The 16,295-nt window shown below is 67.1% G+C and carries 14 protein-coding genes; 8 read left to right on the top strand and 6 right to left on the bottom strand.

The window, feature by feature from the left end; translation table 11 throughout:
- The first annotated feature begins 160 nt into the window (after positions 1–160).
- Both J5M86_RS02520 and J5M86_RS02525 read left to right on the top strand, forming a co-directional pair.
- Positions 161–1,465, top strand: a complete 1,305-nt coding sequence (locus tag J5M86_RS02520) for a sensor histidine kinase (RefSeq protein ID WP_188059660.1) — start codon at positions 161–163, stop codon at positions 1,463–1,465.
- Positions 1,446–2,096 carry a response regulator transcription factor gene (locus J5M86_RS02525; RefSeq protein WP_188059659.1) on the top strand — a complete coding sequence of 217 codons (651 nt, stop codon included), beginning with the start codon at positions 1,446–1,448 and terminating at the stop codon, positions 2,094–2,096. Before J5M86_RS02520 ends, J5M86_RS02525 begins: the two co-directional genes overlap by 20 nt.
- 16 nt (positions 2,097–2,112) lie before the next feature.
- Here the strand turns inward: J5M86_RS02525 and J5M86_RS02530 are convergent, their stop codons facing one another.
- The gene (locus J5M86_RS02530; protein WP_244328440.1) at positions 2,113–2,343 is read right to left on the bottom strand and encodes a DUF2530 domain-containing protein; all 231 of its coding nucleotides are present in this window, start codon (positions 2,341–2,343) and stop codon (positions 2,113–2,115) included.
- A gap of 53 nt (positions 2,344–2,396) precedes the next feature.
- Here J5M86_RS02530 and J5M86_RS02535 point away from each other — a divergent pair, with 53 nt between their 5' ends.
- Entirely contained in the window at positions 2,397–3,869 is a 1,473-nt protein-coding gene (locus J5M86_RS02535; protein WP_188059658.1) for an NCS2 family permease, read from the top strand.
- Between the two features lie 263 nt (positions 3,870–4,132).
- On the top strand, positions 4,133–4,438 hold the full coding sequence (locus J5M86_RS02540) for a hypothetical protein (protein WP_244328441.1): 306 nt from the start codon (positions 4,133–4,135) through the stop codon (positions 4,436–4,438).
- Between the two features lie 11 nt (positions 4,439–4,449).
- On the opposite strand, the gene J5M86_RS02545 is transcribed toward J5M86_RS02540, so the two are convergent.
- Positions 4,450–5,874, bottom strand: coding sequence for an NAD(P)/FAD-dependent oxidoreductase (locus J5M86_RS02545; RefSeq protein WP_188059657.1), 1,425 nt, complete (start codon positions 5,872–5,874; stop codon positions 4,450–4,452).
- A gap of 17 nt (positions 5,875–5,891) precedes the next feature.
- The gene (locus J5M86_RS02550; RefSeq protein WP_188059656.1) at positions 5,892–6,386 is read right to left on the bottom strand and encodes a hypothetical protein; all 495 of its coding nucleotides are present in this window, start codon (positions 6,384–6,386) and stop codon (positions 5,892–5,894) included.
- A gap of 97 nt (positions 6,387–6,483) precedes the next feature.
- Here J5M86_RS02550 and J5M86_RS02555 point away from each other — a divergent pair, with 97 nt between their 5' ends.
- Positions 6,484–7,830: a TerD family protein gene (locus J5M86_RS02555; protein WP_188059655.1), complete on the top strand. Its 1,347-nt coding sequence runs from the start codon at positions 6,484–6,486 to the stop codon at positions 7,828–7,830.
- A 122-nt stretch (positions 7,831–7,952) separates the two neighbouring features.
- Here J5M86_RS02555 and J5M86_RS02560 read toward each other — a convergent pair whose 3' ends face one another.
- Positions 7,953–9,605, bottom strand: coding sequence for a DNA repair helicase XPB (locus J5M86_RS02560; protein WP_244328442.1), 1,653 nt, complete (start codon positions 9,603–9,605; stop codon positions 7,953–7,955).
- A 137-nt stretch (positions 9,606–9,742) separates the two neighbouring features.
- On the opposite strand from J5M86_RS02560, the gene J5M86_RS02565 reads away from it, so the two are divergent.
- Both J5M86_RS02565 and J5M86_RS02570 read left to right on the top strand, forming a co-directional pair.
- Positions 9,743–10,675 (top strand): hydroxymethylglutaryl-CoA lyase, encoded by a 933-nt coding sequence (locus tag J5M86_RS02565; RefSeq protein WP_188059653.1) that lies wholly within the window; start codon positions 9,743–9,745, stop codon positions 10,673–10,675.
- A 31-nt stretch (positions 10,676–10,706) separates the two neighbouring features.
- Positions 10,707–12,656 carry a M13 family metallopeptidase gene (locus J5M86_RS02570; RefSeq protein ID WP_188059652.1) on the top strand — a complete coding sequence of 650 codons (1,950 nt, stop codon included), beginning with the start codon at positions 10,707–10,709 and terminating at the stop codon, positions 12,654–12,656.
- A gap of 9 nt (positions 12,657–12,665) precedes the next feature.
- Here the strand turns inward: J5M86_RS02570 and J5M86_RS02575 are convergent, their stop codons facing one another.
- Positions 12,666–13,202, bottom strand: coding sequence for a maleylpyruvate isomerase family mycothiol-dependent enzyme (locus J5M86_RS02575; protein WP_188059651.1), 537 nt, complete (start codon positions 13,200–13,202; stop codon positions 12,666–12,668).
- Positions 13,203–13,276: 74 nt separating this feature from the next.
- Here J5M86_RS02575 and J5M86_RS02580 point away from each other — a divergent pair, with 74 nt between their 5' ends.
- The gene (locus tag J5M86_RS02580; protein WP_188059650.1) at positions 13,277–14,083 is read left to right on the top strand and encodes an AraC family transcriptional regulator; all 807 of its coding nucleotides are present in this window, start codon (positions 13,277–13,279) and stop codon (positions 14,081–14,083) included.
- 4 nt (positions 14,084–14,087) lie between these two features.
- Here J5M86_RS02580 and J5M86_RS02585 read toward each other — a convergent pair whose 3' ends face one another.
- Positions 14,088–16,274, bottom strand: coding sequence for a helicase-associated domain-containing protein (locus J5M86_RS02585; RefSeq protein ID WP_188059649.1), 2,187 nt, complete (start codon positions 16,272–16,274; stop codon positions 14,088–14,090).
- Positions 16,275–16,295: the final 21 nt, after the last annotated feature.

Genomic DNA, 16,295 nt, shown 5'->3' on the forward strand with positions numbered 1-16,295 from the left:
CTGTCGGTTCCGACGCATCCTCGCGACCTCTTGAGGCGGTGATGTCGGGCTCACCCGACACGGGGTTGGCCAGATCACGGGATGTCGCTGCGAGGCGGCGGCCCATAGCGTCGATGACATGATGACGACACCACTTCCGACCCCGTCCCAGAAGCCGGTTATGTCGACGACACACCAGACGATCCAGCGCCCGCCGCGTCCGCGGGTCGTGCTTCGTCGCACCCCGCGTGACCTGGCCTACTTGATGTTGTCGTGGCCGGCTGCGCTGGTCGGTTTCGTCGTGGTGGCGAGCCTGATGGGTCTGGTGAGCAGCATCGTCCTCGCACCGGTTGCAGTGCCACTCGCCCTGATCGTCGCGTCGTGGAGCGCCCAGGTCGAACGCATCCTGTTGCGACGTTTTCAAGGTGTGACGGACGCCGAGGGTTACTACCTGCCGTCCCCACCCGACGCGGGAGTGCTGGCGAAGGCGATGACCATCGTCCGCGATCCGCAGCGTTGGCTCGATGTCATCTGGGCCGTCGTCGGGTGGATCGTGGCAACGATCACCTGGATCGTCGCGTTCACGGTGTGGGCCACTGCGCTGGGTCTGCTGTTGTGGCCGGCGTGGGGTTGGGCGTTGCCGGACAACGGTGACGGCTCGCTGGCCGCGCTCGTCTTCGGGGCGGAGACGTTCTGGACGCAGGCGGTCATCGAGATGTCGTTCGGCATCGTCCTGCTGTGGGTGGCGCCGTGGATCACGGTGGGCATGGCCCGTCTGCAGGGCATGGCATCTCGGGCGATCCTGTCGAGCCGGTCGCGGCAGCAGGTGATCGAGCAGTTGCGGGTCAGTCGTGATGCCGGGCGTTCGGCGGAGTCGGAGCAGTTGGCGCGGTTGGAGCGTGACATCCATGACGGACCGCAGCAGCGGCTGGTGCGGTTGAAGCTCGATCTGGCTCGTATCGAACGCCAGCTCGGCCCGGAATCACCTGCAGCACAAGCACTTCGGGACGCCATCATCAGCACCCAGGAGACTCTGGACGAATTGCGTGCGCTCTCGCGTGGCATTGCCCCGCCCACGTTGACCGAGCTCGGGTTGGTCGCGGCCGTGCGGCAGGCAGCCACTCGTCCGGTGGTCCCGGTGTCGGTGAGTACCAACCTGCCCGAACAGCCCGGGGTGCTCCCGCCGCACACCGAGCAAGCCGCGTACTACGTGGTGAGCGAGGCGCTCACGAATGTCGCCAAGCACAGCCAGGCCCGCAACGCGTACGTCGAACTCAACGCCGACGGTCGCGACCTCGTGGTCGCCGTGACCGACGACGGCATCGGCGGTGCGGAGTTCGGTAAGGGCAGCGGGTTGGCGGGTCTGGCCGAGCGGCTACGTTCGGTGGACGGCCAACTCACCGTTGATTCCCCGGCAGGCGGGCCGACCACGCTGCTGGCCCGGATGCCCCACGGACGGAGAACCCATGCGGATCGTGATCGCTGACGACTCCACACTGTTGCGCGAAGGCGTCCAACTGATCCTCACCGATGCCGGTCACGATGTCGTGGCCGGCGTCGGCGATGCGCCCAGCCTCGTCGAGGCGGCGCTGCGGGAGCGTCCTGATCTGGTGATCACCGACGTCCGCATGCCTCCGCACGGCAAGGACGACGGACTGCGGGCCGCAGTGCAGATCAGGCAGTCCTGGCCGCAGGCCCGCATCATGGTGCTTTCGCAGTATGTCGTCCAGGCCTATGCCGACCAACTGCTGGCCTCGGGCGCCGAAGGGGTGGGCTACCTGCTCAAGGACCGGATCGGCGACATCGACGAGTTCCTGGCTGCGGTCGAGCAGGTCGCCTCCGGAGGCACGGTGCTCGACCCGCAGGTCGTCTCCCAGCTCATGACCCGCGCCACCGATCCCGTCCAGTCGTTGACGCCGCGGGAGCGGGAGGTGCTCGAACTCATGGCCCAGGGGCTCTCGAACGGTTCGATCGCGGCCCGACTCTTCGTGACCGGGGGAGCGGTGGAGAAGCACACCCAACGCATCTTCGCCAAGCTCAACCTCTCACCGGACGACTCGGCTGGTCACCGCAGAGTGCTGGCGGTGCTGGCCTACCTGCGCGGCGCGCAGTCCTGAGCGGGGCTCCGGGGCGTCAGGCGGCAGAGGCGTTGCCGCGTCCACGGCGCACGTAGACATAACCCAGCAGCCCCAGGACGATGCCGTAGACCGGCACCCAGGGCCACCAGTCGCGCTCACCCTCGTGCAGGCTCGGGACGAGCAGGATGACCGCGAGTGCGATCGCCCAGCCGACGATGCCGAGAAGCGTCACCCGCTGCATGTCGACCTTGATGGGTTCGACCGATTCCCGAGAGTGTTCCGTCACGATTCCCAGCGTAGTAGTGACGGCGAGGTACGAACGGGCCTAGTCTCGCGGCCATGTCCACAACAATGCCTTCCCCGCGGGCCGGTGCGCTCGACCGCTATTTCAAGATCAGCGAGCGTGGGTCGACGGTCGCGCGGGAGATCCGCGGTGGCTTCGTCACCTTCTTCACGATGGCCTACATCATCGCGCTCAACCCGCTGATCATCGGCACCGTGAAGGACGGCACCGGGCAGTACCTCGGTGGCGGTGCGGCACCCAACCTGGCGATGGTCGCTGCCTGTACGGCGTTGGTCGCGGGCATCATGTCGATCGCGATGGGAGCGCTCGCCAACTATCCGCTGGCGATCGCAGCAGGCTTGGGGCTCAACGCCTTCGTCGCGTACGGCGTGGCGGCGCTGCCGGGGATGACCTGGAAAGCCGCGATGGGGCTGGTGGTCTTCGAAGGCATCGTGATTCTCGTGCTGGTGCTCACCGGTTTCCGGGTGGCGGCGTTCAAGGCGCTGCCGGCACCGATGAAGACGGCGATCTCCGTCGGTATCGGCATGTTCATCTGTTTCATCGGCGTCTACGACGCTGGTTTCGCCCGCGCCGGAGCCGGCACGCCGGTGCAGCTCGGCGTCGACGGCCGCCTGCAGGGTTGGCCGATCGTGGTCTTCATCGTCGGCTTCTTGCTGCTCATCGCGCTGTCCGTCCGCAAGGTCACCGGCGCGATGCTCATCGCCATCCTCGGCGCCACCGTGCTGGCGATCATCATCGAGTCGGTCGCGCACATCGGCCCGCGCTTCGTGAACGGCAAGCCCACCAACGACCGCACCTGGTCGCTCAACGTCCCCGAACTGCCGTCGTCCGTGGTTGCTACGCCCGACTTCTCGCTCGTCGGCCAGGTCGACCTCTTCGGTGGATTCGCCAAGGCCGGCGTGATCGCCGCGCTGCTGATCATCTTCTCGTTGGTGCTCGCTGACTTCTTCGACACGATGGGGACGATGGTCGCCGTCGGCGCCAAGGGTGACCTGCTCGACAAGGACGGCACCCCGCAGGACGCGCAGAAGATCCTCGTCGTCGACTCCGTTGCAGCGGCCGCGGGTGGCCTCGGTGGCGTCAGCTCCAACACCGGCTACATCGAGTCAGCCGCTGGTGTGGGCGACGGCGCTCGTACCGGTCTCGCCTCGATCGTCACCGGCGTCCTCTTCCTACTCGCGACCTTCCTGGCTCCGCTGGTGGAGGTCATCCCGCACGAAGCAGCTGCGCCCGCACTGGTCTTCGTGGGCTTCCTGATGATGCAGGAGGTCGGTCAGATCGATTGGCGCGACATCGACGTCGCGCTCCCGGCGTTCCTCACCATCGCGCTCATGCCCTTCACCTACTCGATCACCGTCGGCATCGGCGCGGGCACGCTCACCTACTTCGCGATCAAGCTCATCCGGGGCAAGTTCAACGAGATCCCCGTGGTGCTGTGGATCATCTCGATCTGCTTCGTGCTCTACTTCGCGATCGACCCGATCCGGCAGGTCTTCGGCGTCAACTGATCTGCTCCTCGTTCGGGCCGCGGCGCCGGTGCACCCGCTGGGGACACCGGCGCCGTCGTCCTGTGGTGCCACGAGGTTGGCGGAATCGCTTCACACGGCAGGGGCGCGCCACCAATGTGTGAGCTAGCTCACAACGGCGCTGTCGTTGCCGTGGGGCGGCATTTCGCACCCGGTGTGCGTCGGCGCACGGCTGGCATCACACCGGAGACGTCGGATTCCTGGACGACGACAACTTCCTGTCGATCGTCGACCGCGCCAAAGACATGATCATCACCGGCGGATTCAACGTCTACTCCACCGAGGTCGAGCAGGCGGTGAGCGCCCACCCGGCCGTGCAGGACTGCGCCGTTATTGGTTTGTCTGACGAAAAATGGGGCGAGAAAGTCGTGGCCGTCGTGCAGGTGCAGGGCGGTCAGCAGGTCGACCCCAACGAGCTCACGGCGTTCGTGAAGTCGCGGATCGGTTCGGTGAAGACGCCGAAGGAGATCTGGGTGTGGGACGACCTACCGCGCTCGAAGGTGGGCAAGGTGCTGAAGGTCGACATCAAGAAGTCGTTCGCCGGCGACTGACTCGCGCTGGGTTACCCGGCTGCGGCGAGGTCTTTGAGGGCAGTCTCGGCGGCGTTGAAACCACCCATTCCGTGCACTCCCGCACCGGGTGGTGTCGCTGCCGAACACAGGTAAAACCCCTGTGCACCAGTGCGATACGGGTTACGGGGTGAGCCCGGGCGAAGCACGACCTGGGTGAGCGAGTTGGCACCGGTGGCGATGTCGCCGCCCACGTAGTTGGGGTTGTACTGCTGCAGCTGCGGCGCCGACCGGCTGAAAGACCCAACGATGCGCTCTCGCATACCGGGAGCGAAGCGTTCGATCTGGTCAAGGATCGCCTCGGTCGCGTCGCCGGTCCAGTTCGCCGGCACGTGCGCGTAGGCCCAGACCGGGTGGATGTCGCCGACCGAACGGGAAGGATCGGCCAGGTATTGCTGGCCGACGAGCACGAACGGCCGCTGCGGCATCCGGCCCGCCCAGACGTCCGCCTCGGACCGTGCGATCTCCTGCAGCGTGCCGCCGAGGTGCACGGTGCCTGCTTTGGCGACGTCCGGGTTGCGCCAGGGCACTCCGCCCTCGACGGCGAGGTCGAGCTTGAACGCACCCGGGCCGAAGCGATAGCCGGCGTAGAGCTTCCGGTCACGAGGCGGTAGGCGGTCACCGAGCAGCTGGCCGACTGCCGGGGGCGCGAGATCGAGCAGGACGACGTCGGCTCCGGTCAGTTGTGCGAGGTCGTCGACCCGCACACCGGTTTCGATCGTGCCGCCGAGTTCGATGATCCGTGCGGCGAGTGCGTCGGCGATGGCCTGTGAACCGCCCTTGGCGACCGGCCAGCCGTACGCGTGGCCCGCGGCGGTGAGCATCAACCCGACGGATGAGCTCAGCGGACGATTCAGCGGAGCAATGAGGTGGGCAGCCACTCCACCGAAGAGCGCTTTGGCCTGCTCGTCCTTCCAGATGCGCGCCAGCGTGGTGGCGGGCAGCAAGGCAGCAGGACCGAACTGCGCCAACGCAATCGGATGGCGGGGGAGGTGGACCACCGGCTGGAAGAGCTCGCGGGTGAGCAGGTCGAAGTTGCGCACGAGCGGTCCGAAGAGCTGACTCCATGCCGCGCCGTCCCGCCCAAGACCTTCAGCGGTCTGATCGAGCGAGTGATGCAGCAGACCGGCTGAGCCGTCGTCCAATGGGTGTGCCATCTGCACCGGCGGGAGCAGGAACTCCAGTCCGTTGCGCTCCAGGTGCAAGCTCTGCAGATAGGGCGAGGCGGCGCCAGTCGGGTGGAAGGCCGAGCAGTCGTCGTGCAGCAGCCCGGGCAGGGTGTGCTGCGAGGTGCGGGTGCCGCCGCCGATGGTGTCGGCCGCCTCGAGCACGGTCACCGACAGGCCCGCTTCGGCCAGGCGCACCGCACCCGCCAGACCGTTGGGGCCTGATCCGACGACGATCGCTGAGGCGCTCATGCGCCCACTGTGGCAGGTCAGTCGACCTTCTCGTACATCGTCACCACGGCGGCGCCGCCCAGACCGATGTTGTGCTGCAACGCCACGGTCACGTCGTCCACCTGTCGTGGCCCTGCTTGGCCGCGTAGCTGCCAGGTGAGTTCGGCGCACTGCGCAAGACCGGTTGCACCCAAGGGGTGCCCCTTCGACAGCAGTCCGCCGGAGGGGTTGGTGACGACGCGTCCGCCGTAGGTGTTGTCGCCGTCGGCGATGAACTTCTCCGCCGTGCCTTCCGGCGTGAGGCCCAGGGCCTCGTAGCTGATGATGCCCACCCGGTAGACCACCTTCTGCCCGCAGGTGGAGTCGCCATAGACATAGCCGACGTAGACCTGCTGGATCAACGAGTAGTCGAGTCCCGCGTCGTTCAGGGCTGCACGGATGGCGTCCTCGCCGAGTTCGTCGTAAGGGCGGCTCTTGCTCGGTGTTGCGAACGGCACCATTCCCACGCCGACGACGTGCACGCGCTGACCCATGGCTTCTCCTTCTGCTGCGAGGTGACCAGCCTGTCAGATGCAACGCCGTCGACCCAGCGGGTTAGCGTGCTACCGAACCCATCAGGGAGGGCAGCTAGTGACTCAGCTCAGCAAGGGCGCAAATGCGCCGGTGACAGGCGACGTTGTTTCCGTGACGGTGGTGGGCGCGCAGCCCGGCTCGGTCGACCTCATGGCATTCCAACTCGCCAGCGATCGCAAGGTGCGCTCGGACGCCGACTTCGTCTTCTTCAACCAACCGACGTCACCCGAGGGTGCGGTGCGGCTGGTCGATGGTGCCGGCGTCGAGATCACGCTTGCCCAGATGCCGGGCGAGATCGCGTCCATCACGCTCGCCGTCGCGCTCGACGACTCGGTGCCTGGTGCCCTGGGTGACCTGCCCGGTGTCGGAGCGATGATCATGAGCGACAGCGGGCCCATCGCCGTCCGTGCCGAGGGTCTGGCGAGCGAGCGTGCGGCGGTGCTGCTGGAGTTCTACCGGCGCGACGGTGGTTGGAAGGTGCGTTTCGTGTGCGCCGGCTGGGCGGCAGGCTTTGCTGCTCTGGTGCGCGAACACGGAGTCGACGTGGACGGCGGTGATCAGCCTGCCGCGCCCGCTCCGGCCCCCGCTCAGTCGGCACCCGCTGCGTCACCCGCTCAGCCGGCACCCGCCGCAGCGCCTCCTGCTCAAGCGGCACCCGCCGCAGCGCTACCCGCACCCCCAGCACCCGCTCAGTCGGCTCCTCCGGCTGCCCAGGCAGGCCCGCCTGCGCCCGCTGCGCCGGTCGGTACCGTCGACCTTGGCAAGCGCAGTGGAACCATCAATCTGACCAAGGGGCAACGGGTTTCGATCGAGAAGACCGAACAGATCACCGCCTCGATCTTCTGGCCTCCGGCCACCGACTACGACGTATACGCGTTGGTGGTCTACACCGATGGACACATCGAGACGGTCAGCACGTTCGGCACGCGTACCGACCCGCGCTTCTCGCTCTCGACCTCGGACGGCGCGGTTCGCCACGCCGGTGACGTCGGACGTACCGCTGGCCCACGCGGCGGTGGACTGTTCAAGCGCAAGCAGCAGCCGGCCCAGCAGGCACCTGCGATGGCCACCGAACGCATCGACATCCGTCCGCACTCGGGCATTCAAGCCGTTGTGCCCGTTGCCTATTCGGCGCAGTCCAACGGCACCGGCTCGTTCCGCCGCTATCAGGTGAGCATGGTCATCGACAACGGCCAAGGCACGACGGTGCGGGTTGACGCAGCGAACTCCGACGACAACGACCTCATCTTCACCTGTGTGCCGGGCATCGTCCTGGTAACCCAGGACGGCGTCACGATCGACTACCTGGAGAAGTACTCCGCCCCGAAGTCGGAGCGCCGCCCGATCATCGGGCCCGACCTACAGGTGGTCATGGATCAGGGCGAGGAGAACGCGTACAAGTAGTCAGCCCGAGTGAGGGGGCACAAGTCGCGGACGACGCGGACTGTGCTCGCGGATCAGCCCATCCGCGAACACTGCTCGCGCGGTCCGCGACTTGTGCCATGGGTGCCAGCTATGAGCGCCCGTCAGATGTCGTCTGCATCGACGATTCGGTAGGCGTAGCCCTGCTCGGCCAGGAACCGCTGCCGGTGGGCGGCGAAGTCGGCGTCCACGGTGTCGCGGGTGACGACGGTGTAGAAGTGCGCGGTGCGGCCGTCGCCCTTGGGGCGCAGTACGCGTCCGAGTCGTTGAGCTTCTTCTTGTCGTGAGCCGAAGGTGCCCGACACCTGGATCGCGACGCTGGCTTCGGGCAGGTCGATCGAGAAATTGGCCACCTTGCTGACCACCAGCAGGCTGATTTCACCGTCCCGGAACTGCTGAAAGAGCTTCTGCCGGACAGCGACTGAGGTCTCGCCGGTGATGAGGTCGGCGTTCAGTCGGCCGGCGAGTGCGTCAAGTTGGTCGAGGTACTGCCCGATCACCAGGGTCGGTTCGCCGCGATGGCGTTCCACGATGCGTTCGACCACGCGGTCTTTCTGCGGGGCGCAGGAGGAGAAGCGGTAGCGCTCGTCCGGCTCGGTTGTCGCGTACGCGAGCCGCTCACTTTCGGTCAAAGTGACACGTACTTCGACGCAGTCGGCCGGCGCAATGTAGCCCTGCGCCTCGATCTCCTTCCACGGAGCATCGAAGCGTTTGGGGCCGATGAGGCTGAAGACGTCTTCCTCGCGGCCATCTTCGCGTACGAGGGTCGCCGTGAGTCCGAGGCGCCGGCGGGCCTGCAGGTCGGCGGTCATCCGGAAGATCGGTGCGGGCAGCAGGTGCACCTCGTCGTAGACGATCAGGCCCCAGTCGCGGGCGTCGAGCAGTTCGAGATGCGGATGCACGCCCTTTCGCTTGAGGGTGAGCACTTGGTAGGTGGCGATAGTGACGGGCCGGATCTCCTTGCGCGCGCCGCTGTACTCGCCGATCTCGTCCTCCGTCAGCGAGGTGCGGCGCAGCAGTTCGTCCTTCCACTGCCGCGCGCTGACGGTGTTGGTCACCAGGATCAGCGTGGTGGTGCGCGACTTGGCCATCGCACCTGCGCCGACGATGGTCTTGCCGGCGCCACAGGGCAGCACCACGACGCCGGAACCGCCGTGCCAGAAACCCGCGACCGCGTGCTCCTGGTATTCGCGCATCGACCAGCCGTTGGTGTCCAATTCAATCGGGTGGGCTTCACCGTCGACGTACCCGGCTTCGTCCTCGGCCGGCCAGCCGAGTTTGATCAGCTGCTGCTTGATCGCACCCCGTTCGGACGCGTGCACCAGCACGGTGTCTTCGTCCAGCTTGTCTCCGACGAGGGGCTGGATCTTCTTGTGCCGTAAGACTTCTGCGAGAACGGCCCGGTCGGTGCTGGCGAGCACCAGCCGTTGTTCGCCGCCGACGTCCTGCTTGCGCAGGGTGAGCCGCCCGTAGCGGTCCATCGTCTCGGCGAGGTCGATGAGCAATGCGTTCGGCACGGGGTAGCGGCTGTAGCGCACCAGCGCGTCGACCACCTGCTCGGCGTCGTGACCGGCGGCGCGAGCGTTCCACAGGCCGAGCGGGGTCACTCGATAGGTGTGGATGTGCTCGGGGGCCCGCTCCAACTCGGCGAACGGCGCAATCGCCGCCCGCGCTTCGCGCGCGAGCGGGTGATCGACCTCGAGCAACACGGTCTTGTCGCTCTGGACGATGAGGGGTCCGGATACGTCGGTAGGCACGTCAGGCCCAACGCGCGGACGCCGACCGGGATTCCACAGACCGGACGCATATGAACGGTCGAGTCGGCGTGTCGCGTTCATTTGCGTCCGGTTTGTGGGGAGGAAGCCACCAGCGGCGAAGGTGAGACGATGGCCACATGAGTCTGCCCATGGTCGAGCGAGCTGACGGTCTGCCCGAGAGCATCACGATCTACGAGGTCGGTGCGCGCGACGGCCTGCAGAACGAGAAGAACGTCGTGCCGACGGCGGTGAAGGCCGAGTTCATCCGGCGCATGATCGACGCCGGGCTCGACACCATCGAGACGACGAGCTTCGTTCCGCCGTCCTGGATTCCGCAGCTGTCGGACGCCACCGACCTGGTGGACGCCCTTGGCCAGGAAGCGAAGCGGCCCACCAGACCGGCGTTGGTGCCGAACGAGCGAGGACTTGACAACGCACTGGCCGCCGGCGTCCGCTCGATCGCGGTCTTCGGTTCGGCCACGGAGACCTTCGCCCGAAAGAACCTCAACCGCTCGGTCGCCGAATCGCTGGAGATGTTCGCGCCAGTGGTGAAGCGCGCCAAGGACGAAGACCTCTGGGTGCGCGGGTATGTGTCGATGTGCTTCGGCGACCCATGGGAGGGCCCGGTGCCGATCGACCAGGTCGTCAACGTCTGCGCCCGCCTGATGGATCTCGGCTGCGATCAACTGAGCCTCGGCGACACCATCGGCGTCGGCACACCAGGCCATGTCGTCAGATTGTTGGAGGCGTTGCAGCACAAGGGAATCGGACCAGACCGCATCGGCGTGCACTTCCACGACACCTACGGCCAGGCCTTGTCGAACACGCTCGTCGCGCTTCAGCACGGAGTGCGGGTGGTCGATGCGTCGACCGGTGGATTGGGTGGGTGCCCTTACGCGAAGTCGGCCACCGGCAACCTAGCCACCGAGGACCTCGTCTGGATGTGCCGGGGCCTGGGCATCGAAACCGGCGTCGACCTCGACAAGCTCGTCGCCACCAGCGTGTGGATGGCCCACCAGTTGGGTCGACCCTCGCCCTCCCGCGTGGTGCGCGCCCTCGGCACTGCCTGACGGCCACTCGGTGACAGTTAGGGTCGGATCCATGCGATCTGGACTCACCTCGACCTTCGACGACACCGTCCGCGTGCAGGACGACCTTTTCGGCTACGTCAACAACCACTGGGTGCGCAACAACGAAATCCCGGACGACCGAGCGCGCTACGGCAGCTTCGACAAGCTGCGTGAGGCGTCCGAGGCGAACGTCCGCACGATCATCGAGCAGGCAGCGGCCTCGGACGCCGAGCCCGGCAGCGCCGAGCGCAAGGTGGGCGACCTCTTCGGCTCGTTCATGGACACCGCCGCCATCGAAGCCGCTGGCGCACAGCCGTTGCAGGCGCGCCTGCAGCAGATCGCTGCGTTGGAGTCGAACTCGGAACTGTCCGGCCTGATCGGTGAACTCTCCCGGCGCGGTGTCTGGGGTCCCTTCGTCCTCTACGTCACCGCCGACGCGAAAGACCCCGATCGCTACATCGCCTACTTCGAGCAGGACGGCTTGGGCCTGCCGGACGAGTCGTACTACCGCGAGGAGAAGTACGAGCAGATCCGGCAGAAGTACGTGCCGCATATCGAACGCATGGCGGCGCTCGCCGGCATCTCCGACCTGTCCGATTTCCCCCGGCGGGTCATGGAGTTGGAGACCCGCCTCGCCACCCACCACTGGGATGTCGTTGCCACGCGTGACGCGGTGAAGACCTACAACAAGCACTCGCTGGCCGATCTGAAGGCGCTTGCCCCTGAATTCGATTGGGACGCATGGGTCTCGGGTATCAACGCGCCTGACGGTGCTTTCGACCATGTCGTCGTGGGGGAGCCGTCCTTCTTCTCCGGCATGTCGAGTGCGCTGGCCGATCACGACCTGGACGACTGGAAGGCGTGGCTGTCGTGGAAGCTCATCAGCGACCAGGCTGCCTACCTCAGCGACGACTTCGTGCAGGAGAGCTTCGACTTCAACGGCAAGACCCTCAGCGGCACCCCGCAGCTGAAGGAGCGGTGGAAGCGCGGTGTCGCGGTCGTCGAATCGTCCCTCGGTGAAGTGGTCGGTCAGCTCTACGTCGCGCAGCACTTCCCGCCGCGCGCCAAGGAGCGCATGGTCGAGCTCGTCGACAACCTCATCGAGGCCTACCGTCGCGACTTCGAAACCCTGGAGTGGATGTCACCGGCCACCCGCGAGCGTGCGCTGAGCAAGCTGTCGATGTTCACCCCGAAGATCGGCTACCCGGACAAGTGGCGCGACTACTCCGACCTGGAGATCAAGGCCGACGACCTGCTCGGCAACCTCGCGCGTTCGGCGGAGTTCGAGCTGATGCGCCAGTTGCGCCGCATCGGTGGTCCGATCGACCGCACCGAATGGCTGATGACGCCGCAGACGGTCAACGCGTACTACCACCCGGTGATGAACGAGATCGTCTTCCCGGCCGCGATCCTGCAGCCGCCCTTCTTCGATGTCGAGGCCGACGACGCGGTCAACTACGGCGGCATCGGCGCGGTGATCGGTCACGAGATCGGCCACGGCTTCGACGACCAGGGTTCGCGCTTCGACGGCGATGGCAGCCTCACCGACTGGTGGACGCCCGAAGACCGCGAGCGTTTCGACGCCCTGGCCCAGAAGCTCATCGCGCAGTTCGACGAAGAGTCACCGGCAGACGCGCCCGACATCAAGGTCAACGGTGGGCTCACCGTCGGCGAGAACATCGGCGACCTCGGCGGCCTGACCATCGGCTACAAGGCCTATTCCATTGCGCAGGAAGCGAATCCGGCGCCGGAGTTGGACGGCTTCACCGGCAACCAGCGCTTCTTCCTGGGCTGGAGCCAGGTGTGGTGCGGCAAGGCACGTCCCGACGAGGCCAAGCGGCTCATCGCAATCGACCCGCACGCCCCGGCCAACTGTCGCGCCAATGTTGCCCGCAACCTGCGCGAGTTCCACGAGGCCTTCGACGTTGCCCCGGGCGACGGCATGTACCTCGCGCCCGAGGATCAGGTGCGCATCTTCTGACGGTGGCGGTCAGGCGCGACGTCCCGTGCGGGCGAGCACCTTCGTCTGGCGGTCGGCGTCTTCCGGGACGTCGACCGCTGCAGCGAAAATCCCTGGCGCGTAGGCGTGTTCGCCGAAGCCGTCGACTGCGGCATCGATCTCGTCCAACTCGCTGTCGTTGAGCGTCGCGTCAGATCCTTGCGAGCGGGCGAGGTCCCAGCGGTGCACCAACAGGTCGAAACCGTAGAACCGCGCCAGGGTGTCGCCGACGGTGGTCGGGCCGAAGTATCCGTCAAATTCCTTGGTCGCCACTGACTCGTCGCCGAGCAGGTCAGTGACCGCGGACAGGTGCTCGTCCCAGCCACGAGCGGGATCGCCGGCGTCCGGCTCGGGCGTGGTGAAGCCGCGCTGGGTCAGGAAGTCACGCTCGGTCTCGATCACGTGGCCGAGGACGTCGCGGGCGCTCCAGCCCTCGCAAGGGCTGGCGGCGTCCCAATCGGTCACGGCCTGCACGACCTCGGTGAACGGCTGCGCGTGCTGCTGCCACATCTGCTGCGTGTTGCTCATCGAATGCTCCTTTGCTGGGTGGTTGCTCCGACGCTAGGTGCCGTCGATGTGCCAGGTCTTGATAATTTCCGACAATGACCGCGGCCGACGACATCGAGCGCGCGCACCTGCGCGACCCGGCTGATCGCTCGTTCGCCATCCACCGGTACGAGCCGCCGTCGCACCTACGCGGACTCCTGCGCCGCTACTGGATTCCGGTCTGGCAGGTGCCGGACGGCGAGCAGTCGGTGCAGAAGGTGCTGCAGTACCCGATCTGTCTGCTCATCACGACGCCGCACTACTCCCGTTTCGCGGGGCCGACCCGCGGGCTGTCGACGACCGTGCTCGAAGGCACGGCATGGGGTTTTGGGGCGATGTTCACGCCTGCAGCCGGCGCCCTGCTCCTGGGCGCGCCGGTGGGCACGGTCACCGATCGGTTCGTGGAGCTGGACGACGTCCTGCCGGGGCTGACTGCGCCCCTACGCGACCTCATGGCGGACGACCCCACGAGCGAGGACGCGCACGCCGCCGGACGTAGCCTGCTCGAAGCCAGGCTGGAGGATCACCTTCCGCTCGACGAGGAATCGCTGTTGGTCAACCAGATCGTCGAACTTGTGGAGACCGATTCGTCGATCATCAGCGTCACCGACCTGTGTGGCCGCGTCGGATTGGCCGAGCGCACCTTGCAGCGGCTCTGTCTACGCAGACTCGGCCTGACGCCGCTGTGGCTGATCCGGCGCCGCCGGCTGCACGAGGCGTCCGATCAATTGCGTTCGGGTGCAATCTCCTTGGCCGAGGTCGCAGCAATGCTGGGTTACGCCGACCAGGCCCATTTCTCGCGTGACTTCAAGGCCTCCACCGGGATGACGCCGGGAGAGTTTGCGCGGATGCAGCAGCGCTGATCGCTCACACGGCCGCGACGCCGGTGATGCGGTGCACGCTGAAGGTGCGGACGTCCGACCCGACCAAGCCCGTCACCCGGCCGCCGTCCACCTGCTGCGGCTGGATCACGGTGCGGCGCAGGTTGCCGGATGAGTCGACGTAACCGATGCGTACGGGCACCCCGGACGCGGCGGCGTCCATGAGCAGGTCGAGCGACACCGCCGGGTCGGATTCGTCACTGCCACTGGGAGATTCAGTTCCCTCGGCGGCCATGAGTCGTTCGATGAGTGCTTCGGCGGCGGCTGCGTCGACCGAGGTCGAGGTGACCGGTGCGGGCGTGCGCGGCACCGGTGCGCGCGTCGGCTCGCCGCTCGCGCTCACCACAGCGCCCGAGGCGTCCTCGGCGAGCGCGCCGTAGCCGGCATCGCGCAGGAACGTCAGGACGCGTGCTGCTGGCAACCGTGACACCAGCACCGTCGGGGCGATCTGCATCAGCTGCAGGAAGGCCATGGCCGGATCGGCAGCCAGGGCCGCGAGCCCGGTCTCGTCGTCGCTGCGGATGTAGCTGCCTGCTGATCCGACCCGGGTGGTGCCGTGCCGCCGCGCAAGGTCGTCGATCAGATAGCTCAGGGCCTGCGGCAGGGGAGTGCGGCTCGCGGCGTTGAGGCGGCCGCGCACCTCGTCGGGGGTGAGACCGGCCTCCAGTCCACGCCGCAGCGAGTCGGGGGTCAGTCGGAAAACCGTTGCGCCACCGCGTGATTCAACATCGGCAACCGCGTCCATGAGGCGACGCAGGTCATCGTCGAGCGGGCCGGGCGCGATCGCGGTGAGGTCTGCCTGCACGAGCACGTGATCGACCGTCGACGGCATCACCTCTTGGAGTGCGCTGGAGTCGAGCGCACCGACCGTGAGAAGGCGTCCGGCGGTGCTGAGGTGCCCGCCGCTGGTGAGGCCCAGCCATTCCGCTTCCTGCAGCACGACCTGCGCCTGCGTCGGCGCACCCGCCGGAAGCCGCAACGGTCGATGCCAGCGCAGCAACTCCTCCACCTCGTCGACTCCTGCGGCGACGGACGGCTCGAGTTGCTCCAATACGTTCAGCACATCGTGACGACGTTGCCGCATCAAGGGCCACGCACTGCCGGGGCCGAGAAGGTTGATGACCGCGCCGGTGGAGTCGTGACCGCCCGCGAGTGACGGTGCGCGCAGCATCGCCCACCATGCTTCTGCCAGCGCGGCCCACCGCTTCGCAGGCGGCAGATCGAACCACTCGTCGTACGCCGCGGTGGGCAACCAGACCGGGCTGATCTGCGCATCAGGAGCCACCAGCGCTGCGGCATGGGCGAGTTCGGCGACGAAGGCGGCGTGTTCGGGGGAAGTGCCGAGTGCGGACGCGAGACGTTTGTGGTCGCGCACCGAGACGCCGCCCTTGGTCATCACCCGCGGCGGGTCGTTCTGCCAGAAGCCGGCAAGGGTCTCCACCTGCCAGAGAAGGTCGAGAGCGGCCTGGCCGGCTGCTGCGTCGCTGCGGTGCTGGTCGGCTCCCGCCCGTCCGACCTGCGGCGAACTCAACGGGGCGCCACCAAGCACACCGCCCCGACGAGCCAGTGCCACCTCCCGCGGCAGCACCACCCGGTCGGCGTCGGTGTGGAACACGAGTCCGGCGTCCAGGAGTTCGGCCACGGATGCGGCTGCGACGCCCTGCCCGGTGACACCCACCGGGTGCCGGTGGGTCAGGTGGTCGAGCACCCGCAAGGCTTCGTCACTCAGCCCACTGAAACGGCCCTCCAGGTCGTCTGGAATGGGCAGGTGGGTGAAGCTCGACCACGGCGGACCAAGACATGCGGGATAGGGCAGCACGTCGGCCACCGGTCGGGCTGCCAACCACGCAGTGTCCTTGCGCCACAACAGCGCTCGCGTCCACAGCTGCTCCACGAAGGGCTGTGATTCATCGGCTGGAACGCCCAGCAGTGCCGCTATTCCGTCCGACTCGCCACCTGCAACCAGCGCTGCTTCGAGCACGTGCAGGAGGTCTGCCGAGAGCCCCTCCACCGCGCGCTGGACGCTGCTACGGGTGGCGGCTCGAGCAGCGAGCGCCGAGACATTCTTCGGCTGTGGGTGCAGCAGGTCAGGTCGGAGGATCACAAGATCGCGCAACTGCTGCGGCGTCCGGCTGCGGACGTCGTCGGCGAAGCTGCGATGCGATGCGGTCACCCGACCACGGTAGTTGCGTGA

The organism is Yimella sp. cx-51, from assembly GCF_017654605.1.
Taxonomy (GTDB): domain Bacteria; phylum Actinomycetota; class Actinomycetes; order Actinomycetales; family Dermatophilaceae; genus Yimella.